Origin of the sequence: Nocardia sp. NPDC056064 (assembly GCF_042266925.1) — a bacterium.
Taxonomy (GTDB): domain Bacteria; phylum Actinomycetota; class Actinomycetes; order Mycobacteriales; family Mycobacteriaceae; genus Nocardia.
In genome coordinates this window covers 4749894-4773461 of sequence record NZ_JBHJWO010000001.1, presented here as the reverse complement: position 1 = coordinate 4773461, position 23568 = coordinate 4749894, and the positions used below count along the sequence as shown (strand labels likewise).

General features: G+C 68.4%; 27 protein-coding genes. 6 read left to right on the top strand and 21 right to left on the bottom strand.

The features are described from left to right. Positions 1-51: 51 nt before the first annotated feature. The 7 genes from rplO to ACFC06_RS22120 form a co-directional block, all read right to left on the bottom strand. Positions 52-495 (bottom strand): 50S ribosomal protein L15, encoded by a 444-nt coding sequence (rplO, locus tag ACFC06_RS22150; RefSeq protein WP_232996647.1) that lies wholly within the window; start codon positions 493-495, stop codon positions 52-54. A 1-nt stretch (position 496) separates the two neighbouring features. Continuing rightward, complete coding sequence (rpmD, locus tag ACFC06_RS22145) at positions 497-676, bottom strand: 50S ribosomal protein L30 (RefSeq protein WP_019045070.1); 180 nt, start codon at positions 674-676, stop codon at positions 497-499. Between the two features lie 2 nt (positions 677-678). Beyond that, a complete protein-coding gene (rpsE, locus tag ACFC06_RS22140; RefSeq protein ID WP_278264885.1) occupies positions 679-1329 on the bottom strand; it encodes a 30S ribosomal protein S5 in 651 nt (216 codons plus the stop codon). A gap of 31 nt (positions 1330-1360) precedes the next feature. Next, positions 1361-1768: a 50S ribosomal protein L18 gene (gene rplR, locus ACFC06_RS22135; RefSeq protein WP_030200461.1), complete on the bottom strand. Its 408-nt coding sequence runs from the start codon at positions 1766-1768 to the stop codon at positions 1361-1363. Between the two features lie 2 nt (positions 1769-1770). Continuing rightward, the gene (rplF, locus tag ACFC06_RS22130) at positions 1771-2310 is read right to left on the bottom strand and encodes a 50S ribosomal protein L6 (RefSeq protein WP_375934240.1); all 540 of its coding nucleotides are present in this window, start codon (positions 2308-2310) and stop codon (positions 1771-1773) included. Positions 2311-2325: 15 nt separating this feature from the next. Further along, a complete protein-coding gene (gene rpsH, locus ACFC06_RS22125) occupies positions 2326-2724 on the bottom strand; it encodes a 30S ribosomal protein S8 (RefSeq protein WP_375934237.1) in 399 nt (132 codons plus the stop codon). A gap of 246 nt (positions 2725-2970) precedes the next feature. Next, complete coding sequence (locus ACFC06_RS22120) at positions 2971-3699, bottom strand: YoaK family protein (RefSeq protein ID WP_375934234.1); 729 nt, start codon at positions 3697-3699, stop codon at positions 2971-2973. A gap of 313 nt (positions 3700-4012) precedes the next feature. Between ACFC06_RS22120 and ACFC06_RS22115 the strand changes: the two genes are divergently transcribed. Further along, positions 4013-5587 carry an alpha/beta hydrolase gene (locus ACFC06_RS22115; protein WP_375934231.1) on the top strand — a complete coding sequence of 525 codons (1575 nt, stop codon included), beginning with the start codon at positions 4013-4015 and terminating at the stop codon, positions 5585-5587. On the opposite strand, the gene ACFC06_RS22110 is transcribed toward ACFC06_RS22115, so the two are convergent. Continuing rightward, positions 5588-5800, bottom strand: a complete 213-nt coding sequence (locus tag ACFC06_RS22110; protein WP_375934228.1) for a hypothetical protein — start codon at positions 5798-5800, stop codon at positions 5588-5590. 66 nt (positions 5801-5866) lie between these two features. After that, on the bottom strand, positions 5867-6106 hold the full coding sequence (locus tag ACFC06_RS22105) for a hypothetical protein (protein WP_375934225.1): 240 nt from the start codon (positions 6104-6106) through the stop codon (positions 5867-5869). 280 nt (positions 6107-6386) lie between these two features. On the opposite strand from ACFC06_RS22105, the gene ACFC06_RS22100 reads away from it, so the two are divergent. Next, positions 6387-6842 (top strand): hypothetical protein, encoded by a 456-nt coding sequence (locus tag ACFC06_RS22100; protein ID WP_375934222.1) that lies wholly within the window; start codon positions 6387-6389, stop codon positions 6840-6842. 102 nt (positions 6843-6944) lie between these two features. Here the strand turns inward: ACFC06_RS22100 and ACFC06_RS22095 are convergent, their stop codons facing one another. Genes ACFC06_RS22095 through rplN form a run of 4 tightly spaced genes read right to left on the bottom strand, consistent with a single transcriptional unit; the run spans position 6945 to position 8388 of the window. Beyond that, positions 6945-7130, bottom strand: coding sequence for a type Z 30S ribosomal protein S14 (locus ACFC06_RS22095; RefSeq protein ID WP_014981705.1), 186 nt, complete (start codon positions 7128-7130; stop codon positions 6945-6947). A gap of 4 nt (positions 7131-7134) precedes the next feature. Next, entirely contained in the window at positions 7135-7698 is a 564-nt protein-coding gene (gene rplE, locus ACFC06_RS22090) for a 50S ribosomal protein L5 (RefSeq protein ID WP_019045062.1), read from the bottom strand. Position 7699: 1 nt separating this feature from the next. Beyond that, positions 7700-8017, bottom strand: coding sequence for a 50S ribosomal protein L24 (gene rplX / locus ACFC06_RS22085; RefSeq protein ID WP_019045061.1), 318 nt, complete (start codon positions 8015-8017; stop codon positions 7700-7702). A gap of 2 nt (positions 8018-8019) precedes the next feature. Then, positions 8020-8388 carry a 50S ribosomal protein L14 gene (rplN, locus tag ACFC06_RS22080; protein ID WP_043647623.1) on the bottom strand — a complete coding sequence of 123 codons (369 nt, stop codon included), beginning with the start codon at positions 8386-8388 and terminating at the stop codon, positions 8020-8022. A gap of 305 nt (positions 8389-8693) precedes the next feature. Here rplN and ACFC06_RS22075 point away from each other — a divergent pair, with 305 nt between their 5' ends. From ACFC06_RS22075 to ACFC06_RS22065, 3 genes are all read left to right on the top strand, one after another. Beyond that, the gene (locus ACFC06_RS22075) at positions 8694-10703 is read left to right on the top strand and encodes a M13 family metallopeptidase (protein WP_375934216.1); all 2010 of its coding nucleotides are present in this window, start codon (positions 8694-8696) and stop codon (positions 10701-10703) included. 76 nt (positions 10704-10779) lie between these two features. Then, on the top strand, positions 10780-11760 hold the full coding sequence (locus tag ACFC06_RS22070) for an ABC transporter substrate-binding protein (protein WP_375934213.1): 981 nt from the start codon (positions 10780-10782) through the stop codon (positions 11758-11760). Positions 11761-11821: 61 nt separating this feature from the next. After that, the gene (locus ACFC06_RS22065; protein WP_375934210.1) at positions 11822-12634 is read left to right on the top strand and encodes a CPBP family intramembrane glutamic endopeptidase; all 813 of its coding nucleotides are present in this window, start codon (positions 11822-11824) and stop codon (positions 12632-12634) included. 217 nt (positions 12635-12851) lie between these two features. On the opposite strand, the gene ACFC06_RS22060 is transcribed toward ACFC06_RS22065, so the two are convergent. Beyond that, the gene (locus ACFC06_RS22060; protein WP_375934207.1) at positions 12852-13256 is read right to left on the bottom strand and encodes a MarR family winged helix-turn-helix transcriptional regulator; all 405 of its coding nucleotides are present in this window, start codon (positions 13254-13256) and stop codon (positions 12852-12854) included. Between the two features lie 80 nt (positions 13257-13336). Here ACFC06_RS22060 and ACFC06_RS22055 point away from each other — a divergent pair, with 80 nt between their 5' ends. Then, positions 13337-15148, top strand: coding sequence for an ABC transporter ATP-binding protein (locus ACFC06_RS22055; protein WP_375934204.1), 1812 nt, complete (start codon positions 13337-13339; stop codon positions 15146-15148). 34 nt (positions 15149-15182) lie between these two features. Here ACFC06_RS22055 and ACFC06_RS22050 read toward each other — a convergent pair whose 3' ends face one another. From ACFC06_RS22050 to ACFC06_RS22020, 7 genes are all read right to left on the bottom strand, one after another. Beyond that, positions 15183-15782, bottom strand: a complete 600-nt coding sequence (locus ACFC06_RS22050) for an SMI1/KNR4 family protein (protein ID WP_375934201.1) — start codon at positions 15780-15782, stop codon at positions 15183-15185. Positions 15783-15857: 75 nt separating this feature from the next. Next, a complete protein-coding gene (locus ACFC06_RS22045; RefSeq protein ID WP_375934198.1) occupies positions 15858-16622 on the bottom strand; it encodes an ABC transporter permease in 765 nt (254 codons plus the stop codon). Beyond that, positions 16619-17398 carry an ABC transporter permease gene (locus tag ACFC06_RS22040; protein WP_375934195.1) on the bottom strand — a complete coding sequence of 260 codons (780 nt, stop codon included), beginning with the start codon at positions 17396-17398 and terminating at the stop codon, positions 16619-16621. Before ACFC06_RS22040 ends, ACFC06_RS22045 begins: the two co-directional genes overlap by 4 nt. Further along, positions 17395-18351, bottom strand: a complete 957-nt coding sequence (locus tag ACFC06_RS22035) for an ATP-binding cassette domain-containing protein (RefSeq protein ID WP_375934192.1) — start codon at positions 18349-18351, stop codon at positions 17395-17397. The genes ACFC06_RS22040 and ACFC06_RS22035 overlap by 4 nt, the downstream gene beginning before the upstream one ends. Positions 18352-18463: 112 nt before the next feature. Next, a complete protein-coding gene (gene nbtC, locus ACFC06_RS22030) occupies positions 18464-21511 on the bottom strand; it encodes a nocobactin polyketide synthase NbtC (RefSeq protein ID WP_375934189.1) in 3048 nt (1015 codons plus the stop codon). Then, positions 21504-22802 (bottom strand): polyketide synthase, encoded by a 1299-nt coding sequence (locus ACFC06_RS22025; protein WP_375934186.1) that lies wholly within the window; start codon positions 22800-22802, stop codon positions 21504-21506. Before ACFC06_RS22025 ends, nbtC begins: the two co-directional genes overlap by 8 nt. After that, positions 22799-23560, bottom strand: coding sequence for a thioesterase II family protein (locus tag ACFC06_RS22020; RefSeq protein WP_375934184.1), 762 nt, complete (start codon positions 23558-23560; stop codon positions 22799-22801). The genes ACFC06_RS22025 and ACFC06_RS22020 overlap by 4 nt, the downstream gene beginning before the upstream one ends. Positions 23561-23568 lie beyond the last annotated feature (8 nt).

Below are 23568 nucleotides of genomic sequence, written 5' to 3'. Positions count from 1 at the left end.
CACCGGACGAGCTTTCGACTCGTCCGGTGCCTACTGCCGACTAGCCTACCGTCAGGCCAGCTCGGTGACAGTGCCACCGGCAGCGGTGATCTTCTCCTTGGCGGAGCCGGTCACCTTGTCGGCGGTCACCTGGACCGCCACGCCGATCTCACCGTCGCCGAGGACCTTCACCAGCTCGTTCTTGCGAACGGCGCCGGCAGCGACGAGCTCGGCCTTACCGACCGTGCCGCCCTCGGGGAACAGCTCCGCGATGCGGCCCACGTTCACAACCTGGTACTCCACGCGGAAGCGGTTGGTGAAGCCCTTCAGCTTCGGCAGGCGCATGTGCAGCGGCATCTGGCCACCCTCGAACGCCGGGGAGACGTTCTTGCGGGCCTTGGTGCCCTTGGTACCGCGACCGGCGGTCTTGCCCTTGGAACCCTCACCGCGACCCACACGGGTCTTCTCGGTCTTGGAACCCGGCGCAGGACGCAGGTGGTGCAATTTGATGGTCATGTCAGACCTCCTCAACAGTTACGAGGTGGCGCACGACGTTGATCAGACCGCGGTTCTGAGCGTTGTCCTCGCGGACAACGCTCTGACGGATCTTGCGAAGGCCCAGCGTACGCAGGGAGTCCTTCTGATTCGCCTTGGCGCCGATGGTGCTCTTGATCTGGGTCACCTTGAGATCAGCCATGGTCAGGCTCCCTGTCCCGCACGCGCACGCAGCATGCCCGCCGGAGCGACATCCTCGATCGGCAGACCGCGACGGGCGGCAACCTCTTCGGGACGCTGGAGCATCTTGAGCGCGGCAACCGTCGCGTGAACGACGTTGATCGCATTGTCGCTACCGAGCGACTTGGCCAGAATGTCGTGAATGCCCGCGCATTCGAGCACGGCACGCGCCGCGCCGCCGGCGATCACACCGGTACCGGGCGAAGCCGGACGCAGCATGACGACACCGGCCGCCGCCTCACCCTGAACCGGGTGGGTGATGGTCGAGCCGATCATCGGGACGCGGAAGAAGCCCTTGCGAGCCTCCTCGACACCCTTCTGGATGGCCGCGGGAACTTCCTTGGCCTTGCCGTAGCCGACGCCGACCAGACCGTTGCCGTCACCGACGATCACGAGGGCGGTGAAGCTGAAGCGACGACCACCCTTCACGACCTTGGAGACGCGGTTGATCGCGACCACGCGCTCGAGCTGGTTCTTCTCGGCAGCGTTGTCCCGACGGTCGCCGCCACCGCGACGATCGCCACCACCGCGACGGTTGTCGCGGTTGCCCTCGGGGCCATTGCTGTTCTGTCCGGCGGGTCCGTTGCCGCCGTCACGCCGCTGACGTCCCGGCATCAGACGTTCCTTCCGTTCGAAATAACAGTCATCAGAACTTCAACCCGCCTTCACGAGCGGCATCGGCCAGCGCCGCGATACGGCCGTGGTAGTCGTGACCACCACGGTCGAACACGACCGACTCGATACCGGCAGCCTTGGCACGCTCGGCGATCAGCTGACCGACCTTGGCGCCCTTGGCGGACTTGTCGCCCTCCAGCGCACGCACATCGGCCTCGATCGAGGACGCGGCGGCGATGGTCTTGCCGACCGAATCGTCGACGAGCTGGGCGTGCAGGTGCCGCGAGGAGCGGTTGACCACCAGGCGCGGACGCTCGGTGGTGCCGACGACCTTCTTGCGCAGACGGAAGTGACGACGGGTCTTGGACAGCCGACGCTTGGTCGAGACGTCCTTGCCCAGCGGAATCCGCTTGGCCTTCTGGTTAGCAGTTTGCGCCATGATCACTTACCCGTCTTTCCGACCTTGCGGCGAACGACCTCGCCGGCGTAGCGGATGCCCTTGCCCTTGTACGGGTCGGGCTTACGCAGTCCGTGGATGACAGCGGAGATCTGGCCGACCTTCTGCTTGTCGATGCCGGACACAGAGAACTTGGTGGGCGATTCCACCGCGAAGGTGATGCCTTCCGGGGCCTCGATCGGGACCGGGTGGCTGTAACCCAGGGCGAACTCGAGGTTCGAGCCCTTGGCGGCCACACGGTAACCGACGCCGAAGATTTCCATCTTCTTCTCGTAGCCCTTGGTGACACCCTCGATCATGTTGGCGATCAGGGTGCGGGAAAGGCCGTGCAGCGAACGGTTGGCGCGCTCGTCGTTGGGACGGGCCACCTCCAGCTCGTTACCCTCACCCTTGGTGACGGTGATCGGCTCGGCCACGGTGTGCGACAGGGTGCCCTTGGGCCCCTTCACCGTGATGACCTGGCCGTCGATGGTGACGTCGACGCCGGCCGGAATCTCGATGGGCTTCTTACCAATACGCGACATTAGTCCTGACCTCCCTTACCAGACGTAGGCGAGGACTTCGCCGCCCACGCCCTGCTTGGCCGCCTGACGGTCGGTGAGCAGACCGGTCGACGTGGAAATGATCGCCACGCCGAGGCCGCCGAGGACCTTGGGCAGGTTGGTGGACTTCGCGTACACACGCAGACCCGGCTTCGAGACGCGACGCAGGCCCTGCAGGCTGCGCTCACGGCTGGGGCCGTACTTCAGATCGACGACGAGGGACTTGCCCACCGGCGCGTCTTCGGTGCGGTAATCGGCGATGTAACCCTCGCGCTTCAGGATCTCGGCGATGTTCGCCTTGAGCTTGGAGTGCGGAGCCTTCACCTGATCGTGGTACGCCGAGTTGGCGTTGCGCAGACGCGTCAAGAAGTCTGCGATCGGATCAGTCATGGTCATGGTTAGACCTCGACACCTTTCTCGCTGCGGTTCCCATGCAGCATCGGCACGCTCTCGCGCGCAGACCGTGGGCCTACAACAATTCGGCTGGTCCGGGCGGCACTTACCGACCGGATGAGTACTCTTCACGAGCGCTCGGCGCCCGGCAACGATCCGCCAACGCCGAGCGTGTAGCGGACACAGATCTGCCCAGGCAACCGCTCTAGTGTAGGCAACGCCGTGGTCAGGACAAAATCCGGGTGCCGCTCAGGTGGCGGGCAGCGGGTCGCGGCTCGCCCGGGCGGTGAACACGACCCCCGCCGCGCAGACCCCGGCCGCGACCAGCAGCATCTGATCGCCGCCGACGATCTCGCCGAGGACACCGCCGAACAGGGCCCCCACCGCGAACGATCCGTATTGCAGCGCGTAGCCGAGCCAGTCGCGGGCGCTGCCACCGCTGACATGGCTCTCGATGCCCTGGCCGAGTTTCACCACGGTGCCGGTGACATAGCTCAGCGGCACGCTGACCTCGCCGTTCTTGACGAAGGCGGTGTTGAGCGCGCCGACGGCGAAGGCGACGAAGGCGATCGGGATGAAGCCGACCTCCTGCCCGCCGGTGCGGTCCAGCGCCCAGTCGACCGCGGCGGCCACGACCAGCGCGACCGTGGCCACCACCGTGGCGCCGTGGCGGCTGTCGCGCCAGACCCGCCTGCGCAGCAGCGAGGCGACGAAGACTCCGAGGCCGAAGGACAGCAGCAGGGTGATGGCACCCGTCGCGAGCAATTGGTCGTTGTCGAACCAGCCGAGCACGGCCCGCTCGGTATTTCCGGTCATGAAGGTGACGAAATATCCGGCGGAATGCGTATAGGCGGCCGCGCCGATGAATCCGGCCAATATGGAAAGAAAGGCGACCATCGGCAGCGCGCCCTCGGGCATGCCCCGCAGCGGGGGCCGGTGGGCCAGGTCACGCCCTGTTTTCTCTGTGGTTGCAGTCACAATCCCACTTCCTCTGCACTCATCGGAAATCAGGGATCGTCATTGACACCCGTACTCGCCGCATTGTCGTGCGGCCATTCCGACAGTAGCGGCACACGCACCGGCCGACCACCATCGAATGCGAATTATCGGGAAGACCACAGAATTACCTTAATTATGTAACTTCGCGTTTACCGAACAAAGTGAAACAAATTCTGGTCCACACTCGTCGGTCCCGGACATACGCACGAATTCTGTTCGGCGCCAACTAGTTTCCCGAAGTAAGCACGTGGTAGCTTCACCTGGTTCGCCCGATCTGCAGGAGGCTCGGCAGGTGTATTCGCGCTTCGCGCGCCGTGGAACTCGCCGAGGCTGGACCAGCGCTTTCGCTGTCCTGCTCGGCATCGGCGCCCTCACCGTCCCCTCCCCCGCGCACGCGGCCGATCCGTACGTCGACCAGCTCGCCGAGGCCGCCACCACCCCGGATCTGGCCTGGTCGGACTGCGCGGACGGGTTCTCCTGCACCTGGGCCCAGGTCCCCCTGGACTACCACGATCCGCACGGCGAGCAGATCGACCTGGCGGTCATCAAGCTGCCCGCCACCGACCCCACCCGCCGAATCGGCACCCTGTTCGTGAACTTCGGCGGCCCCGGCCCGTCGGGCGTCGACCGGCTGCGCGAGCGCGCGCACTGGCCCTGGCTGTTCTCCGACGAACTGCGGGCCCGCTTCGACCTGGTGTCCTGGGACCCGCGCTCGGTCGCCCGCAGCGCCGGGACCAGCTGCTTCTCCTCGATCGAGGAACAGCAGCAGTACTTCGCCACCTTCCCCGGCACCCCGACCGGCCCCGCCGAGGAACCGGAGTTCCTCGCCCGCTCGGCCGATATCGCGGCCCGCTGCGCGGCCACGGCGGGCCCGATCCTCGCGCACGCCTCCACCACGAACACCGCCCGCGACCTGGACCTGCTGCGCCGCGCGGTGGGTGATACGGCGCTGACCTATCACGGCATCTCCTACGGCACCCAGGTCGGCGCGGTCTACGCCAATCTGTTCCCCGGCCGGGTGCGGGCGATGGCGCTGGACGGCTCACTCGACTTCGAGGGCAGCGCGAACGGCCACGGCGCCGACGGCGCGAACCTGCCGCTGGACACCCGTCAGGGTGTGGCCGACGCCATGGCCGAGACCTTCGACGCGTTCCTGCGCGACTGCGTGGCGGCGGGCCCGGACTGCGCCTTCTCGGCCGGCGACCCGAAGCTGAAGTGGATCGCGCTGGCCGAGCGGGCCCGGCTCGCGCCCATCGTGATCGACGGCACGGAGTGGACCTACGGCCAGATCGTCACCGCCGCGGGCAGCCTGGCCAGGCCCGACACCTACGCCGACCTGGCGGCCCTCTTGCAGCAGCTCTTCGACGCGGGCACCACGCTGCTTCCCGCCGTCACCCACGACGCGATCTTCGAGCGGGAGCATCCGGGCAACCGGGTGGAGGCGTTCTATTCGATCCAGTGCGCCGACAGCGCGGTGCCGACCGATCCGGCCGTCTACCAGCGGGTCGGCGCGATCGAGGACCTGCGCGTCCCGTATTTCGGCCGCACCGCCGTCTTCAACGCCACCCCGTGTGCTTTCTGGGCGGCCCACGACGCCGACCGCTACACCGGTCCGTGGAATCGCGAGACCGCCGCCCCGATCCTGGTACTGAACAGCCGGTTCGATCCGGCCACGCCGCTGCGCGGGGCGGTCGCGGGGGCCGCGCAGCTCGCGCGGGCACAGGTGGTGGTCATGGAAGGCGCGGGCCACAGCAGCATGTATGTCGCCAGTACCTGCGCCGAACACGTCAAGCGCGACTATCTGTTCACCGGTCAGCTGCCCCCGACGGGCCTGAGCTGCGGCATCGACCGCTCGCCCTTCAGCTGATCAGCGGTTGAAGCACACCGACCCGAGCAGCGGCCCGTAAGGGTTCTCGGCGCTCCCCGCGAGCACGAGAATCCCGCCCAACGGGCCGCACAGCACGTCCAGACTCGACGAACCCGAGTCCGCGACGGGCTCCTGAGCCTGTGCGGTAGCCGCACCGGCAACCGGCGCGAACACGAAAAGGGCGAGGGCGGAGGACAATACGAGCTTCTTCACAGCTACACCCTGCCCCGCCACCCTCGCCCCACGCACGCCCCGACTTGCGGGGGCACGCACCGGGTATTACGAGAACAGGCAGAGGAAATCGTAGAGCGGCGGCTTCTCCACACTCCCGGTGGAGAACAGGAACTGCGCGATCGGCGAGCAGATCAACTGCGTCTCCGACGACCCCGACCCCTGCGAGGACCCCTGCGACGACCCGGAATCAGCCACCGGCCCGGCCTGGACAGGAGCAGCCGACGCCACAGCAGGCGCGGCCAGAATCGCGCAGGACAACGCTGCGACGGTAACAAGCTTGTTCATCCGCCCAGCGAACACCACCCCACCGTTTTCCGGAGTGAAACGCAAACATTTCACCGCCGAACCCCCTCGACGATCCGAATCCCATCCAAGGACGGACTCCGACAGGAAGACCGCGCCTCATCGCTCGGTGCCCAACGCACCGCCAGCGACACATCCGTGATCATGCGGGAAGCAGGCGCCCTCGATAGGACGATCTCGACACCACGCCGTGACCGGATTCGGTGTCCACCGGTACCAAGCTGGCTCTACCAGCCCGGAATCATCGATGTTTGGAGGGATCGTGAGAAGACTCGCCGCATTGACTCTCGGAGTTTCCTTCGGCGCGCTTGCCGTACTCGGTTCGATCGCGTCCGCATCACCCGGTGAAAGCTATCTGATGGGTGAAACCGCTTCCATCCCCGTTCTGAACTACAACGGGGCCGCGACGACGGTCACCGAGATCACCGTCTCGGACTGGACCTGCGATGCCGCGCGAGACAGCTGCACCGCGTCGGTGAGCTTCGCACATCGTGGCACGCAGTCGACCGACCCGGCGACGATCGACTACAGCCTGTCCTATGCTGACGGAACGACGGTCGCAGCCACCGCAGAGCCGAACGTCGGGTATCTCTACGACGGAAGCAATGTGACGGGGACGGCGGCCTTCCCGTACGTCAGCAAGCCATCGGTGCCGGGCTCAGTAGTCCTACGCGGCGAGGTTTCCGGCGATGTGCTCGGCAAATGGGTGTTGCCCTAGTAGCAGGGCGCCATAAACGCCACAAGGCACGAACTCCCTTGCGGAAGTCCGTGCCTTGCTTCGATATTTGCCTAGGTGGCAACGCTCACGAGGAGCGCGGGCTCACCAGGAGCTCTTGTGCACGCCCGGGAGCTCGCCGCGGTGGGCCATTTCGCGCAGGCACACGCGGCACAGGCCGAACTTGCGGTACACCGCGTGGGGGCGGCCGCAACGCTGGCAGCGGGTGTAGGCGCGGACCGCGAACTTCGGCTTGGCGTTGGCCTTGTTGACCAGTGCTTTCTTGGCCATGTGCTCAGTTCTCCTTGAACGGGAAGCCGAGGTGCTTGAGCAGCGCACGGCCTTCTTCGTTGTTGGTCGCAGTGGTCACCACGGTGATGTCCATACCGCGCGGGCGGTCGATGGAATCCACGTCGATCTCGTGGAACATCGACTGCTCGCTCAGGCCGAACGTGTAGTTGCCGTTGCCGTCGAACTGCTTCGGCGACAGACCGCGGAAGTCGCGGATACGCGGCAGCGCGATGGAGACCAGGCGGTCCAGGAACTCCCACATGCGGTCGCCACGGAGGGTGACCTTGGCGCCGATCGGCATGCCCTCACGGAGCTTGAACTGCGCGATCGACTTGGTGGCCTTGCGGACCTCCGGCTTCTGGCCGGTGATCAGCTCGAGGTCCTTGATGGCACCGTTGATCAGCTTCGCGTCACGGGCGGCGTCACCGACACCCATGTTGACGACGACCTTGACGACGCCCGGGATCTGCATCACGTTGGCGTACTCGAACTCGCTGTTCAGCGCGTCCTTGATCTCGGCGCGGTAGCGCGCCTTCAGCCGGGGCTGAGTCTGCTCAGAGGTGGTCATGTCAGATGTCCTTCCCGTTCTTACGGGAGATCCGAACCCGCTTGCCGGTCTCTTCGTCGGTGCGGTAGCCGACGCGGGTCGGGTTACCGTCGGAATCGACGACCATCACGTTGGAAACCTGGATGGGGGCTTCCTGGGTCACGATGCCACCCGAGGACGCGCCACGCTGGTTCGCGGAGTCCGCGACGTGCTTCTTGATGCGGTTCACGCCTTCGACGAGAACCTTGCCGGTCGCCGGGTAGGCCTGGATGACCTTGCCCTTGGCGCCCTTGTCCTTGCCCGAGATGACGAGGACGGTGTCACCCTTGTGCACCTTCATGGTCAGAGCACCTCCGGGGCCAGCGAAACGATCTTCATGAAGCGCTTGTCGCGCAGCTCACGGCCGACCGGGCCGAAGATGCGGGTGCCGCGAGGATCGTTGTCCGGCTTGATCAGCACGGCAGCGTTCTCGTCGAACTTGATGTAGGAACCGTCCGGACGGCGGCGCTCCTTGACGGTGCGCACGACGACAGCCTTGACGACGTCGCCCTTCTTGACGTTCGCGCCGGGGATGGCGTCCTTGACGGTGGCGACGATGATGTCACCGATACCGGCATAGCGACGCGACGAGCCACCGAGCACGCGGATGCAAAGGATTTCCTTCGCCCCGGTGTTGTCGGCGACGCGCAGTCGCGACTCCTGCTGAATCACTTCAGCACCTCCTGGACCTGGATGTATACGTACGCCGGATTGCCGACCCGACGCACATGGTCAGTCACCACCGGACGCGCGCCTGCCAGCGGAGATACCTACCGCTGGGGGTTCACTGCCGGATCGCGGGCGCAGAGCTCCCGCAGGCAACCGGTCTAGTGTAGGGGAAAGCCCAGGTCGCCCCAAATCGGGGGTCACCTGCCGCGACGACCCCACCGTGTGGCCCGCGCGCCGGTAACCTGTGCGGGCTGGATCGCAACGAGCACGGGTGCGGGTGCCGCATCGGGGAAGGACATCCTGTGACAATGGATCGCCGCGCATTCCTGATCGCCATGGGGCTGGTGCCCGTGGCGGCGACGCTGGCCTCGTGCGCCACCGACGATCCCACAGTGCGGCTCACCGGCGTGGACATGGGTGGCGGCGATCTGACGATCCGCCCGCAGGACGACCTCTACCGGCACGTCAACGGTGCCTGGCTGCGCGATTTCCAGCTGCCGCCGGACAAGGTCTCGGTCGGCGCGATCACCGACGCCACCGACCGCACGCTCGACCAGCTGCGCGCGATCATCGAGGGCATCGAGGACCCGGAGCACGGTTCCGAGGCCCAGCAGATCAAGGACCTCTACGACGCGCGCCTGGACCTCGACGAGATCGAGAAGCTCGGCATCACCCCGCTCGCGGGCCTGTTCGCGGCCGTCGACGCGGCCCCGGGCAAGCCCGAGCTGGCGAAGGTGATGGCCGAGGCGCCGATCTCGGGGCTGATCGCCATGGGCATCAGCATCGACCGCAAGAACTCCACCGCCTACATCCCCGGCGTCGGCCAGTCCGGGATCATCCTGAGCGAGCAGTACTACCGCAAGCCCGAGTTCGCGGCCCAGCTCGCGGGCTACCAGACCTATCTCGAACAGCTGGCCAAGGGCCTGGGCATGGCCGAGCCGGCCGCGGTCGCCCAGCGCATGCTCGACCTGGAGAAGCGCATCGCCGCCAACCACTGGGACAGCGTGCGCCTGCGCAATACCGACGCCACCTACAACCTGATGAGCTGGCAGGAGCTCACCGCGCTGGGCCCGCAGTTCGACTGGGACCCGTGGCTGTCGGGCATGACCGACCGGCCCAAGTCGCTGTTCGACAAGATGGTCGTCGGCCAGCCGTCGTTCGTCACCGCGGCCGCGCAGCTGTGGGCCGAGGTGGACATCGCCCAGTGGCGCGAGTACCTCAAGCTGCACATCGCCAACAACTACGGGCGGTTCCTGCCCGCGGCCATCGCCGACCCGCGCTTCGACTTCTTCGGCCGGATCATGGGTGGTCTGCAGGAGAAGCCGGAGATGTGGCGTTCGGCCGTCGGGGTCGTCGACGACAATCTCGGCGAGCCGCTCGGCAAGCTCTACGTCGACGCGCACTTCCCGGCCAGCGCCAAGGAACGCGCGCTCGAGATGGTCGACGACCTGCGCGCCGCCTACCACGACAATTTCACCAACTCGACGTGGATGTCGCAGCCCACCCGCGAAGCCTCCATCGCCAAGCTGGACAAGATCGTGGCCCAGATCGGCTACCCCGACAAGTGGGTCGACTACTCCTCGGTGCAGATCACCCGCGGCAAGCTGATCGAGTCGCTGCTGGCCATCAACACCTTCGAGTCCGCGCGCGCCTTCGCCCGCCTGGGGACGCCGGTGGACAAGTCGGAGTGGAGCATGTCGCCGCAGACGGTGAACGCCTACTACAGCCCGACCACCAACCAGATCGTCTTCCCCGCCGCCTACCTGCAGCCGCCGTTCTTCGACAAGGACGCCCAGGACGCGGTCAACTACGGCGCGGTCGGCTCGACCATCGGCCACGAGATCGGGCACGGCTTCGACGACCAGGGCTCCAAATACGACGGCGACGGCAACCGCCGCGACTGGTGGACGCCCGAGGACCGGGCCGCTTTCGAGGCCAAGACCCAGCAGATCATCGAGCAGTACGACGTGCTCGTCCCCGAGGGCGCGCCCGAGGGGCAGCACGTGAACGGCGCGCTCACCGTGGGTGAGAACCTGGCCGATCTGCGCGGTCTGCAGATCGCGCTGGCCGCCTACCGCAAGGTCGCCGAGCGCACCGGTGTCGAGCCCGACTACCAGACGATGTTCTTCTCCTGGGCGCGGCAGTGGCGCGACAAGCAGACCGAGGAGGCGACCCTGCAGGGTCTGCAGGACACCCACTCCCCCAACGAGTTCCGCTGCAATCAGGTGGTCCGCAATATCGACGAGTTCTACACGACCTTCGAGGTGAAGGACGGGGACAAGCTGTTCATGGCCGAGGATCAGCGCGTCACGTTGTAGAACCGCCCTCCCCGGCTGTAGCTGTAGGTTAGCCTTGGCTGACTCTCACGGTAACCGGGTCTATGGAGGATGTTCGATGACCACTGTTCGGATTTCGCGCGGTCTGCGGCGCGGGGCGGTGGCGGCGCTGGCCGGCGCGCTCGTCCTCGGCCTGGCCGCCTGCGGTTCCACCGACGACGACACCGCCGGTGGCGGCGAGCCGGTGACCATCACCCACGCCAAGGGCGAGACCACCGTCACCGGCACCCCGGACAAGATCGTCGCGCTGGGCAACCAGTGGCTCGACACCACGCTGGCGCTGGGCGTGGTGCCGGTCGGCTACATCGACAATGTCGCCGCGGTCTCCAAGACCACCCCGCCGTGGGAGCCGGAGAGCCTGAAGTCGGCCAAGGCCCTGAACACCACGGGCAATGTCGCCGAGCAGGTGGCCGCGCTGGAACCGGACCTGATCCTGGTCGATCCGTTCATCGCCGATCAGAAGACCTACGACGAGCTGTCCAAGGTCGCCCCCACCCTGCCTGCGCTGACCACCAATGCCGTCGCCCCCTGGCAGGACCAGGTCACCGCGCTGGGCAAGGTGCTGCGCAAGGAAGACGACGCGGCGGCGGTGATCAAGAAGGTCGACGACCGGATCGCCGCCATCGGCACCGCCAACCCCGGCCTGAAGGGCAAGACCTTCGCCAGCACCTGGCTGGCCAGCCCGTCGCAGCTGATGGTCCTCACCGACCCCAACGACGGTTCGGCCCAGCTGTTCACCCAGCTCGGCATGACCATCCCCGCCAACCTCACCGCCCAGCCCTCCAACCAGGGCCGCCTTGCCCTGTCCCCCGAACGCGTCGACGAACTCGGCGCCGACCTGCTGCTGGCCGGTTACTCCGCGGGCATGGACGAGAAATACCGCCAGCTCCCCGGCTTCAACGACCTCCCCGCCGTCCAGAAGGGCGCCGCCGTCTTCCTCACCACCCAGGAGATCAGCGCCGTCAACCAGCCCACCGCCCTCTCGGTGCCCTACATCCTCGACAAACTCGACCCCTACTTCGCCGCTGCGGCGAAATAGCCACTCGCCCAGTACCACAGGGTGATGCGCGTACGGAGTCGCGGCTGACAACGTCGGACCCGTGCGCACTCTCGATACCGGCGGATCGCCGACCGCCGCATCCATTCGCGCGGCGGTCGGCGTCTATCTGCTCGCCACGCTCGTCGCGTCCATGTTCTTCCTTGCGGTGCAACCACACTCGGGCATCCACCCCGCGGCATTGTCGCTGGTGCAGTTTGCTCCGGCGGTGGGCGCGCTGGTCACCTGGCTGTTGTTCCGGCGGACGGTCTCCGGTTCGCGACCCACGGCGGTGCCGTCGCGGCGGGTCGGCCTGCGCGTCGTGGCGATGGTCGTCGTGTGTGTGGGGTTCGGGCTGCTGATCACCGTGGCGGCCGCCGTCAGCGGAATCGCGCCCGTGGGAACGGCAGCGGTCGGCGGCGTCCCCTTCGCGGTGTTCGTCCTCCTGCAACTCCTCGGCGCCGCGGGCGAGGAGATCGGCTGGCGGGGCCTGCTCCAACCCCTTCTGGAATCCCGCACAACGAACCTGGCCGCCATCACCATCACCGGCGCCACCTGGGCCCTCTGGCACGTCCAAGCGTTCACCAGCGACCCCGCCACCGCCTGCTACTTCACCCTCTCGACCATGTCCTTCGCCCTCGTCCTCGGCACCCTGACCATCGGCACCCTCGGCCAACGGGTCCTGATCGCCACCACCGGCCACTGGCTCATCAACATCGCCTGCTACCTCCTGGCCGGCGACAACACCCTCCACCACCCCCAGCTCCCCGTCATCACCCTCGCCGCCCTCCTCACCGCCACCGCCGTAGCGACCTATCCCCTCGCACGCCGAAGAATCCGCAGCCACCGGCCCCTTGCACAGACTTCAAGACCGTAGTGAGACCGCTGGATAGGGCCAGATCAGACCCGCGAACGCTACAAAATAGCCTGGCCCCCAGGGAATCTCGACACGCCGCTGTAGCGGGCCCGGGCTAGCTACAGCGTGTGGCCGTGGACGATGGGACCCGGCTCGCCATCCGTTCGAGGCCGACAGAGCCGCGACAGTGACTGGCGGACAGTCGCATTCCCGATCTGTCGGTGCCGCCTCGCAAGGTTCAGGGGACGAGTTTGGTGAGGATTTCGCGGAGGGTGGATCGTTCGGCGGGTGTGAGGCGGGCGAAGAAATCGTCGGATTCGCGGGTTCTGGCTTCGGAGAGGTCGGTGAGGGTGCGCCGGCCGTGGTCGGTGACTGTGACGAGGATTGCGCGGCGGTCGGTGGGGTCGGGTTCACGGGTGACCAGCCCGGCCTCCTGCAAGGCGTCGATCACCTCGGTGGCCGAGCGCGGGCTGATGCGCAACGCCTCGGCAACGGCAGACAACCGCAGCCCGTCGTGTTCGCCGGTGACGCGCAGGGCGCGGGCCTGGTGTGGGGTGAGGCCCAGCGGGGCGTAGGCCGCTGCCCAGCGTCTGCGCAGGGTTCTGGCGACCTGCATGAGCAGGTCGCTCTCGTTGTCGGGCATAAACCGGCCTCTCCATGTGTTTCCACTACCAGATAGTGAGGTAACCTCAGCATTACAGCACAACCCGGAGGGGGTTGCACATGGAAGACACTCCCCGCGGCCGCACCCGCCGCACCGACCCTGCCGACCGCGCCCAGCTGCGCGAATCCCCGGTTTCCCTGCGCCGCGTCGCCGCGCTCTTCGCGCCGTACCGGCGTCAGCTCGCCCTGCTCACCGGTCTGATCGTGGCGGCCTCGACCGTCGGCCTGGCCTCGCCGTTCCTGCTGCGCCTGGTGATCGACGAGGCGCTGCCCCGGCAGGACATCGCCCTGCTGCTGTGGGCGGTGGGCGGGATACTCGCCGTCACCGTGGTCACCGCGGTGCTCGGCGTCGGGCAGACACTCATCTCCACCACCGTCGGGCAGCGAGTCATGCACGCGCTGCGCACCGAGGTGTTCCGGCATCTGCAACGGCAGTCGCTGGCGTTCTTCACCCGCACTCGCGGCGGCGAGGTGCAGTCGCGGCTGATCAACGACGTCGGCGGGATGCAGTCGGTGGTCACCAGCACGGCGACCTCGATCGCCAGCAATGTCACCACCGTGGTGGGTATCGCGGTGGCGATGGCGGTGTTGTCGTGGCGGTTGTCGCTGCTGTCGCTGGTGGTGCTGCCGCCGGCGATCTGGCTGACGCGTCGCGTCGCGCTGCTGCGCCGGGAGATCACCGCGCAACGGCAACGTCGCCTCGCCGACCTGCACGGTCAGGTCGAGGAGGGACTCTCGGTGAGTGGCGTGCTGTTGGGCAAGACCCTCGGCACCGGGCCACTCGCCTCCGCGCACTTCGCCGAGACCTCCGGCGATCTCGTCGGCCTCGAGGTGCGGTCCCAGCTCGCGGGCCGCTGGCGGATGGCGACGATGAGCATTCTCTTCGCCGCGATCCCCGCCCTGATCTACCTCGCCGCCGGTTTCCCCGCGACCAGCGGCGGCATGACGATCGGTACCCTGGTCGCCTTCACGAGCCTGCAGTCCGGGCTGTTCCGGCCGCTGATGAGCCTGCTCAATGTGGGTGTCGAGATCACCAGTTCGATGGCGCTGTTCAGCCGGATCTTCGGGTATCTGGACCTGCCGGTCGACATCGACGAGCCCGCGCGGCCGGTGCGCCTGGACTCGCGTGATGTGGTGGGCGAGGTCCGCTTCGAGGACGTCGGCTTCCGCTACGACGCCGAGGGGCCGGACGTGCTCGACGACGTCTCGCTGGTGGTTCCGCCCGGGACGACCCTGGCGCTCGTCGGCGAAACCGGTTCCGGCAAGACCACTCTCGCGTCCCTGGTCGCGCGCCTGCACGACCCGACCCGCGGCAAGGTCACCATCGACGGCATCGACGTGCGCGATCTGGAACTGGGCACCCTCGCCCGCGTCGTCGGCGTCGTGTCCCAGGAGTCCTACCTGCTGCACACCACCATCCGCGAGAACCTGCGCTACGCCGCCCCCACCGCCACCGACGCGGAGATCGAACGCGCGGCCCGAGCCGCCCAGATCCACGACCTCATCGCCTCGCTCCCCGAGGGCTACGACACGGTGGTCGGCGCGCGCGGCCACCGCTTCTCCGGCGGCGAGAAACAACGGATCGCCCTGGCCCGTACCCTCCTGCGCGACCCCCGCGTCCTGGTCCTCGACGAGGCGACCAGCGCCCTCGACACCGAAACCGAGCGCGCCGTCCAGGCCGCCATCGACGTGGTCGCCCAGGGCCGCACCGTCATCACCATCGCCCACCGCCTCAGCACCATCCGCGACGCCGACCAGATCGCCGTCCTGCACCACGGCCGAGTAGCCGAACTCGGCACCCACCCCACCCTCCTCGACAACAACGGCCCCTACGCCCACCTCCACAACACCCCAACCCCCATAGCCGCCTGACCAGCACACGGATACTGGACTGATCAGGTGGTCTTCAGCGCCATATCAGGCGGCCCTCGACGACGGTCGGGGCCGACGAGTGGTCGAAGGTCGATCCGGTGCGGAGGCTGGTGGTGAGGTCGGTCAGCATGGCGCTCAGGGATCGCCAGCTCGGGCCGGCGTCGTCGGCGTCGACCTTGTCGAATCGGGAGACGCAGCCGTGCAGGTCGCCCGGGCGGGTGTCGACGAACAGCAGGTAGCCGTCCTGGCCCGCGAACGGGATGAATTCGGGCAGGAATGTTCCGGTGGGGTCTCCGGCTTGTGCGTCGGGGTCGGTCTCGAGGCCCATTTCCTCGGACAGGGGTCCCCAGATGTCGAGTTCCAGTTGCCGCTCGTGCACGACCCGGTCCAGGTCGAACAGTTCGTCACCGGGCAGTAATTGCACCCAGTGTTCGGTGGGAATGCCGTTCACCAGGCCGAAGAACTCGCGGAGTTCAGCGGGCCATCGTCGACCGGTCGCGGCCATCGCCCGCTCGATCTGTTCGGCAGACGCACCGCGCAGCGGCATCGTGGCGAGATTGTCGTGCAGCCATTCGGCTGTCGCCGCGAACTGCTCGGTGACCGAGCCGGGCGGGGTCGGATACTTCGGTTCCACAGCGATCCTCCGGTCGTACGTGGGTGATCATTCGAGCGTCCCACGCACCGACCGGCGGATCGACCACTGACACGGTCAGCTCTGGACGGCCTTGCGGTAGCCGCGGATGGCGAGGCCGCCGAAGATGGCCAGGCCGGCCAGTGACCAGGCGATGGTCTGTAGCAGTGGGGTGGTGATGGGGCCGCCGAGGAGGAAGGCTCGCATGGTGTCGATGGCGGTGCTCATGGGCTGGTAGCGGACGATGGGCTGGAGCCAGCCGGGGTAGTTGTCGACCGCGACGAAGCCGGAGTTGAAGAACATGCCGACCAGGACGACGATGGCGAAGATCTGGACGACCTGGCCGCCGATCTTGCTGACGCCGACCATGACCACCAGCGGCGTGAAGCCGATGATGACGATCACCGGCACGGCGAGCACGCCGAGGACCCCGAGCAGACCGGCCTCGAACCGCAGGCCCAGCAGCACGCCGACCAGCACGACGACGATGGTGGCGGCCAGGGCGCGCAGGCATTCGGCCAGCAACCTGCCGACCAGGCCCGCGCTGCGGTGGATCGGCAGCACCCAGAACCGGCGCAGCAGCCCGCTCTCGCGTTCGCCGAACAGCGACTGGCCGGTGCCCATCGCGCCGTACATGGTTCCGGCGACGGCGATCATCGGAACGAATCCGTAGATCGGTTCGTCACCGCCGCCCATCTCGAGTGTGCGCGAGAGCACGAGCTGGAACATCAGCAGCAGCAGGACCGGCAGCACCAGGGTGCTGGTGAGCACCTCGTGCTGACGGCTCCAGCGGCGCACCAGCCTGCCGGTCTCGGCGAGGCTCTGGTCGATCAGCGTGGTCACCGGCGCTTCCTTTCCACCAGGACGGCCAGCACCGCGCCGCCGATCAGCATGGCGGCGATCCAGATCGCCGATACCGTCAGTTCCGCCGGATACCGTCCCTCGGACAGGCCGCGCAGCGCGCCAGCCACCTGGGAGACCGGCTGGTTGCGCACGAACGGCTGGATCCAGCCGGGGAAGCCTTCGGCGGGCACGAATCCGGTGGACACCATCACCAGCAGCAGCTGCGGCACGAACAGCACAGTCGCACCCAGTTCCGGATTACCGGTGACGGTGCCGAGCGCGTCGGAGGCGATCACCAGCGCCGCACCGAAGGCCAGCGTGAGCCCGACGAACATCAGCGCGGGCACCAGCCCGTGGAACCGGAAGCCGAACAGGGTGCCGATCACCAGCGCGCCGATGAGCGCCGACAGCGCCCGCACGAGGTTGGCCGACATGCGTGCCAGCGGCGGCACCCACGAGCGCACCGGCAGCGCCCGCAGCCGGGTGCCCATACCGCCGGAGACCTCGCGCGCGGCGCGGTCGGCGGCGAACATGGAGGTGAAGAACATCGACTGCACCAGGATCAGCGGCAGCAGGTACTGCGCGTAGTCGATTCCGGCCGCTTCCATCGACTTGCGCAGCGGCACATAGAAACAGATGAAGAACACCAGCGGCGAGGCGAAGCCGAGCACGAGGTCACCCTCACGCACGGCCGCGCGAATTCCCCGCTCGCTCAGCGCGCTCCACTGTTCGACGGGCGGAACCCGTACCGGTCCCAGCGAATTCGCCGCCGTCATGCGACCGGCGCCTTGTCCTCGGACGGCGTGGTGAGCTGGATGAACACCTCGTCGAGCGAGGGCCTGCGCAGCGCGATATCAATGAGTTCGATCCCGGCGGCATTGACGCGGTCCAGCGCGGCGGTGAGGGTGGTGGCGCCGTCGGGGGCGGGCAGCGAGACGCGGTCGGCCGATTCGGGGACGGTGGTCTCGCCGAGGCCGCTCAGCGCGGTGACCAGCGCGGGCACATCACCCGCGGCCACCGGAACGACCTCGCAGTAGCTGGCGCCCGCGCGGGCCTTGAGCTGGTCGGCGGTGCCCTCGGCGATCACCATGCCCTTGTCGACGACGATGATGTTGTCGGACAGGACGTCGGCTTCCTCGAGGTACTGGGTGGTGAGCAGGATGGTGACGCCCTGGTCCTTGAGTTCGCGCACCAGCGTCCACAGGCTCTGCCTGCTCACCGGGTCCAGGCCGGTGGTCGGCTCGTCGAGGAAGACCACCTGCGGCTGACGCACCAGCCCGCAGGCGATGTCGATGCGCCTGCGCATGCCGCCGGAGTACTGCCCCACCCGGCGATCGGCCGCGGCCACCAGGTCGAAGCGCTCGAGCAGTTCGTCGGCCTTGACCTTGGCGGGCTTGCGGCCCAGGCCCATGAGCCGGCCGAAGAGCACGAGATTCTCACGGGCGGTGAGCATTTCGTCGAGCGCGGCGTACTGGCCGGTGAGCATGATGGAGGCGCGCACCTCGTCGGCCTGGGTGACCACGTCGTAGCCGGCCACGGTGGCGCGGCCCGCGTCGGGCCGGACCAGGGTGGACAGCACCGAGACGGTGGTGGTCTTGCCCGCGCCGTTGGGGCCGAGCACGCCGAGGACGCTGCCCGCCGGGGCCTGGAAGCTGATGCCCCGCAGGGCTTTCACCTCACCGAACGACTTCTCGACGCCTTCGACGGCAATCGCCGCACTCGATGTCAACGCTGTTCTCCGATCGTGATGGTAGCGAGAATCCTGGGCGTCACCGAGACACCGAGCCCCCTCGTGACTTTGGTAACGCTAACCTAATGGTTCTCTCGGTGCGAGACCCACGTCAGGTCCGCAACAGCCCGACGACCTCGTCCAGCGAGGCGCCACCCATGATCGCGGTGACCGGCAGTTCCAGACGCAGTTCGTTCTCCACACGCTTGCGCAGGTCGAGGGCTTGCAGGGAGTCCAGACCGAGGGCGACCAGCGGCACGGCGCCGTCGATCGGCTCGGTGGCGTCCAGGCCCATCACCTCGCGCAGAGCGAAGCGGACGCGCTCGGCGGTGTCGGCTTCGGCCGCGGGCGCGGGGGTTTCGGTCACGGGAGCGGCGACGGCCACCGGTTCCGGGGCGACCTCGATGACCGTCTCGGGCACCTTCAGGTCGGCGAACAGCGCGCCGAGCCCGAAGGCGGTGAACACCTCGGTGATCCGCGGCCAGTCCGCCGCCACCACGATGACGTTCTCCGCGACGGTGGTGATGCCCGCGGCGACCGCCCCGGCGGGGTCCATCGGTTGCAGACCGGTGCCGCTGATGGCGGCCAGCGCGTCGGCCTGGTCGGCGCCGACGGCCCGCCACAGCCCCCACTGGACCGAGCTGGCCGCGATGCCGTCGGCGCGGTAGCGCGCGGCGGCGGCGTCGAGCATGCGGTTGACCGCCGAGTACACCGCGTGACCACGCCCGCCGACGGTGGCCGAGAGCGAGGAGCACAGCAGCACGCGGCCCTGGGGGCTGCGCGGCAGCAGGGTGACCAGGTGGTCCAGGGCCACGATCTTGGGCGCGGCGGCCGCGCGGATGGAGTCGGGCGTGGGTTCGGCCGAGGCCGCGTAGTCGACGGCGGCGTGCACCAGCAGGTCGATCTCGCCGAGTTCGGCGGCCAGCGCGCGCACCGCGTCGGGGTCGGTGACATCGCCGGTGAGCACGCGCACCTTTGTGCCGCCCGCCGCGATCTCGGCGATCCTGGCCTGCGCGTCGGGCGAGCCGCCGGAGCGGCTGATCAGGGTGACCCTGCCCGCGCCCGCCCGCGCGAACTCCGCGCAGAAGTCGAGGCCGAGTTTGCCGGTGCCGCCGACGATCACGACCTCGCCGAGTTCGGCGTCGGTCAGGCCGGTCACGACCGACTCGTCGGCGACGAGGCGCTTGCCGTACCAGTTCGATTCCCGCACGGCCAGTTCCGGCTCACCGGCGGTGTGCACGGCACCGAGGACGAGCTTGGCGGCCTGCTCCCCCGCGTCGGCGGGCAGATCAAGGTGCCGGAAGGCGATGCCGGGGTATTCGGCGGCCAGGCAACGGAATCCGGCCTGCGCGGCGGCGGGGAACAGGCCGGGCAGATCGCCGTCGACCACTTGCTCACCACCGGTGGTGACCAGCCAGATGTCCTCGACACCCGAGGTTTCCGGCAGCCAGGACCGCGCACCGAGGAATTCGGCCAGCGCCGTAACGGCCGCGTCCACCTCGTCCGCCACGGTGGGCAGCAGGACGGCGATGGTGTCGTAGACCGTTCCGGCGCTACTGGTTCCGTGCTCGTGGTCGACGATGGTCGCGCCGTGCCGGGGCGCACCCGCGCGCAGGGCCTCGACCAGCTCACCGTGCGTGCCCGCGACATCGACCACGGCCAGCGCGCGCGGCCGCACCAGGCTGCGGCGCGGCAGGTGCACCCACTGCTCGGTGATGCGCGGCACCGCGACCGGCTCCGGCTCGGCGGGCAGCTGGGCCGTCTTGCCGGTGTAGTCGTGCGGGGCCCACAGGTGCTTGTCGTTGGTCTGGGTGTTCGGGAAGTCGAACAGCGGCAGGCTGGTGGTGCGCGGGCCGTCGACGAGCAGGCCGTCCCAGTCGAAATCGGTGTTGTTCACCGCGATCTGGGCGATGCTGCGGGTGAACTCGGCCAGGTCGGTCGCGGTGCGGCGGGAAGTGCCGGTGACCAGGTAGTCGCGCTTCGGGGCGAGGGTGGTCAGGTTCTCCTGGACGGCCAGCATGAGCGTCGGGTGGTCGGCGATCTCGAGCAGGGTGTCGACGCCGTACTCGGCGGCGGCCGCGATGGCCAGGTCGAAGCGCACGCGATTGCGCAGGTTCCAGTACCAGTAGTCGCCGATGGGCAGGTCGGTGGTGATCGACTTGCCCAGCGCGCCACCGAAACTCGGCACCGAGGTCTCGGCGAAGGCGGGGCTGTCGAGCTGGCCGACCATGCTGCCGCACAGGATCTCGCGGAACTTGCTCACGATGGAGGTGTGCGCCGGGTAGGCGACCTTGATCTCCTTGGCGAAAACGCCGAGGGCGGTGAGGTTGTCGACCGTTTCGGTGATCATCGGGCGCTCGCCGGAGATGGCCAGGATGTGCGCGGAGTTCACCACCGACAGCTCGGCCCAGCCGGAGTTACGGGCCAGCAGCGCCTCGCACTGGTCGCGGTCGACGCCGAGCACGGCCATGGAGTAGGCGCCCGCGATGCCGGCCTCCTGGCTGACGGTGCCGACCAGCTGGGCGCGGATGGTCACCACGCGCACGCCGTCGGCCAGCGGGATCAGCCCGGAGACGACGGCGGCGGCGATCTCGCCCTGGGAGTGGCCGACGGTGGCGGCCGGGTGCACGCCCACCGCGCGCCACATGGCCGACAGGCCGATCATCTGCATGAACAGCGCGGGCTGCACGATGCGGACGTCGTCTTCGAGCTCGCCGTCCTCGTGCAGCAGGTAGGCCAGCGGGGAGATGCCGTAGAGATCCTGGAAGACCGCTTCGCACTCGTCGACGGCGGCACGGAAGGCGGCCGAGTGCCGGTAGAGCATCAGGCCCATGCCGGGACGCTGGCTGCCCTGGCCGGGGTAGACGTAGCCGATCCTGCGCGCAATCGCGGTGCCGCGCATGAGCTTCGGATGCGAGGTGCCCTCGGCGACGGCTGTCAGCGCGGCGAGCAGGTCGGCGCGGTCGGTCACCGTGATCAGGGCGCGGTGCCTGCGCGCGACGCGGGTGCGCAGCAGCATGTCGGACACGGGGCCGGGTCCGAGGTCGGGGTGCTGTTCGCAGTAGGCCAGGACGGCGGCGCCTTCGCGGCGCAGCGAGTCCTCGGTGTCGGAGGACAGCAGCACCGGGATGGTGCCGTCGGGCAGACGATGGTCAGACATGGGTCACCTCTTGGGCGGGCATCGCCACGATGGCGTGTGCGTTGGTTCCGGCGACGCCGAAGGAGGACACCGCGCCGTAGCGGACGCCGTCGACGGGCGCCCAGTCCTGGAGTTCCTGGGCCAGCCGCAGGGTCGAGGCGTCCCAGTCCACCTTCTCGGTGGGGTTGGCGGTGTGGCGGGTGGGCGCGATCTGTCCGTGCAGGCCGCTGAGCAGCACCTTGATCAGGCCGAGCAGTCCGGCGGCGGCCTGGGCGTGACCGAGGTTGGACTTCACCGAGCCCAGCAGCGGGGCGCCCGCGCCGTAGACGCGTTGCAGTGCCGAGAGTTCCAGTGGGTCGCCCACCGCGGTGCCGGTGCCGTGGCCTTCGATCATGCCGACCAGTTCGGCCGGAATCCCCGCCGCCGCCACGGTTTTGCGCATGAGCTGTTCCTGGGCGTCGGTGCTCGGCACCGCGATCGGGGCACCCTTGCCGTTGTGGTTGACCCGGGTGGCCAGCAGCTCACCGTAGATCCGGTGGCCCAGTTCCTCGGCGCGCGAACGTCGTTCGAGCACGATCACGCCCGCGCCCTCGCCCCAGAGGGTGCCGGTGGCGTCGGCGGAGTAGGGCTTGCACTGGCCGTCGGTGGACAGCGCGTTGGCCTTGGAGAACTCGAAGAAGCCCGCGGGCGAGCCGAGCACGCACACGCCACCGGCCAGCGCCCATTCGCAGTCACCCGCGCGGATGGCCGAGGCGGCCAGGTGGACCGCCGCGATCGAGGACGCGCAGGCGGCGTCGACGGTCATGGTCGGGCCGACCAGCCCGAGCCCGTGCGAGATGCGCCCCGAGATGGCGCCGTAGGCGCTGCCGGTCGCGCGGTAGCCCGTGTGCTCGTTGACCTCGGCACCGTGCGGCCCGTAGTCGGTGTGCGAGGCGCCCATGAAGCAGCCGACCTCGGCGCCGTCGAGGCTGCCGGGGTTGATTCCCGCGTTCTCCAGTGCCCGCCAGGCGACCCGCATGGCGACGCGCTGCTGCGGGTCCATGGCGACGGCCTCGCGCGGACTGATCCCGAAGTAGCCCGGGTCGAACTGGGCCGCCTTGTCGAGGAAGCCACCGGCATCGCGCACGGGACTCCAGCCCTCCTGGCGGCCCGCCGCGAACATCTGCGCCAGCGGCCAGCCGCGATCACGCGGGAACGGCCCGAGCAGATCGCGGGATTCGGCCAGGGCCGTCCAGTAGCCGGTCAGGGTCTCGACGCCGCCGGGGGCCTCCACGGCCATCCCGCTGATGACGATCGGATCGTGCTCGCTCATCGGGTACCCACCGTCAGGCCGGTGCCCAGCAGTTCGGCGATGTCGCCGACGTGATCGTGCAGGTAGAAGTGCCCGCCGTCGAACATGCTCACTTCCAGGGGGTGTTCGGTGTGCTGCTGCCAGGAGTAGAGGTCGCCGATGGAGACGAACTCGTCGTCGCTGCCGCCCAGCGCCAGGATCGGCGCGGCGACGGTGACGTCCTTGGCGCAGACGTAGGAATCGAAGGCGGCGTAGTCGGCCTTGAGCGCGGGCAGGGCCATGCGCATGAGGTCACGGTTGCCGAGCACATCGGCGCCGGTGCCTTCCAGGCCCGCCATGTGCTCGAGCAGTTCGTCGTCGTCGGTGGGGTGGTTGGGCATGTCGGCGACCTGCCAGGGCGCGACGGCGCCGGAGACACCGAGCAGCCGCACCGGCAGCCCGGCGGCCTCGGCCAGCCGGGTGAACTCGAAGGCCACCATGGTGCCCATGCTGTGCCCGAAGACGGTCAGCGGCGTGCCGCTCGCGGCGAACGGGGTGCGGGCGTACTCGTCGAACGCGCCGCGCGCGAGTTCGGCGATGCTGCCCTTGGCCGGTTCGGCGGCCCGGTCCTGCCGGCCGGGGTACTGCAGCAGCACCACGTCGAAGTTCTCGGACAGCGCCTTCGAGAAGGGGCGGTAGCTGGACGCGCCGCCGCCCGCGTGCGGGCAGATCACCAGTGGTGGAGCGCCCGCGGTGCGCGGTCGGTGGAACTTGCGGAGCCAGCCGGGTGAGCCTGCCATTACCTGTA

Coding starts and splice junctions, on each gene's coding strand:
- rplO (WP_232996647.1), bottom strand. CDS start 495: ATGACCATCAAATTGCACCACCTGCGTCCTGCGCCGGGTTCCAAGACC.
- rpmD (WP_019045070.1), bottom strand. CDS start 676: ATGGCTGATCTCAAGGTGACCCAGATCAAGAGCACCATCGGCGCCAAG.
- rpsE (WP_278264885.1), bottom strand. CDS start 1,329: ATGCCGGGACGTCAGCGGCGTGACGGCGGCAACGGACCCGCCGGACAG.
- rplR (WP_030200461.1), bottom strand. CDS start 1,768: ATGGCGCAAACTGCTAACCAGAAGGCCAAGCGGATTCCGCTGGGCAAG.
- rplF (WP_375934240.1), bottom strand. CDS start 2,310: ATGTCGCGTATTGGTAAGAAGCCCATCGAGATTCCGGCCGGCGTCGAC.
- rpsH (WP_375934237.1), bottom strand. CDS start 2,724: ATGACCATGACTGATCCGATCGCAGACTTCTTGACGCGTCTGCGCAAC.
- ACFC06_RS22105 (WP_375934225.1), bottom strand. CDS start 6,106: ATGAACAAGCTTGTTACCGTCGCAGCGTTGTCCTGCGCGATTCTGGCC.
- ACFC06_RS22095 (WP_014981705.1), bottom strand. CDS start 7,130: ATGGCCAAGAAAGCACTGGTCAACAAGGCCAACGCCAAGCCGAAGTTC.
- rplE (WP_019045062.1), bottom strand. CDS start 7,698: ATGACCACCTCTGAGCAGACTCAGCCCCGGCTGAAGGCGCGCTACCGC.
- rplX (WP_019045061.1), bottom strand. CDS start 8,017: ATGAAGGTGCACAAGGGTGACACCGTCCTCGTCATCTCGGGCAAGGAC.
- ACFC06_RS22075 (WP_375934216.1), top strand. CDS start 8,694: ATGGATCGCCGCGCATTCCTGATCGCCATGGGGCTGGTGCCCGTGGCG.
- ACFC06_RS22070 (WP_375934213.1), top strand. CDS start 10,780: ATGACCACTGTTCGGATTTCGCGCGGTCTGCGGCGCGGGGCGGTGGCG.
- ACFC06_RS22060 (WP_375934207.1), bottom strand. CDS start 13,256: ATGCCCGACAACGAGAGCGACCTGCTCATGCAGGTCGCCAGAACCCTG.
- ACFC06_RS22055 (WP_375934204.1), top strand. CDS start 13,337: ATGGAAGACACTCCCCGCGGCCGCACCCGCCGCACCGACCCTGCCGAC.
- ACFC06_RS22040 (WP_375934195.1), bottom strand. CDS start 17,398: ATGACGGCGGCGAATTCGCTGGGACCGGTACGGGTTCCGCCCGTCGAA.
- nbtC (WP_375934189.1), bottom strand. CDS start 21,511: ATGTCTGACCATCGTCTGCCCGACGGCACCATCCCGGTGCTGCTGTCC.
- ACFC06_RS22025 (WP_375934186.1), bottom strand. CDS start 22,802: ATGAGCGAGCACGATCCGATCGTCATCAGCGGGATGGCCGTGGAGGCC.
- ACFC06_RS22020 (WP_375934184.1), bottom strand. CDS start 23,560: ATGGCAGGCTCACCCGGCTGGCTCCGCAAGTTCCACCGACCGCGCACC.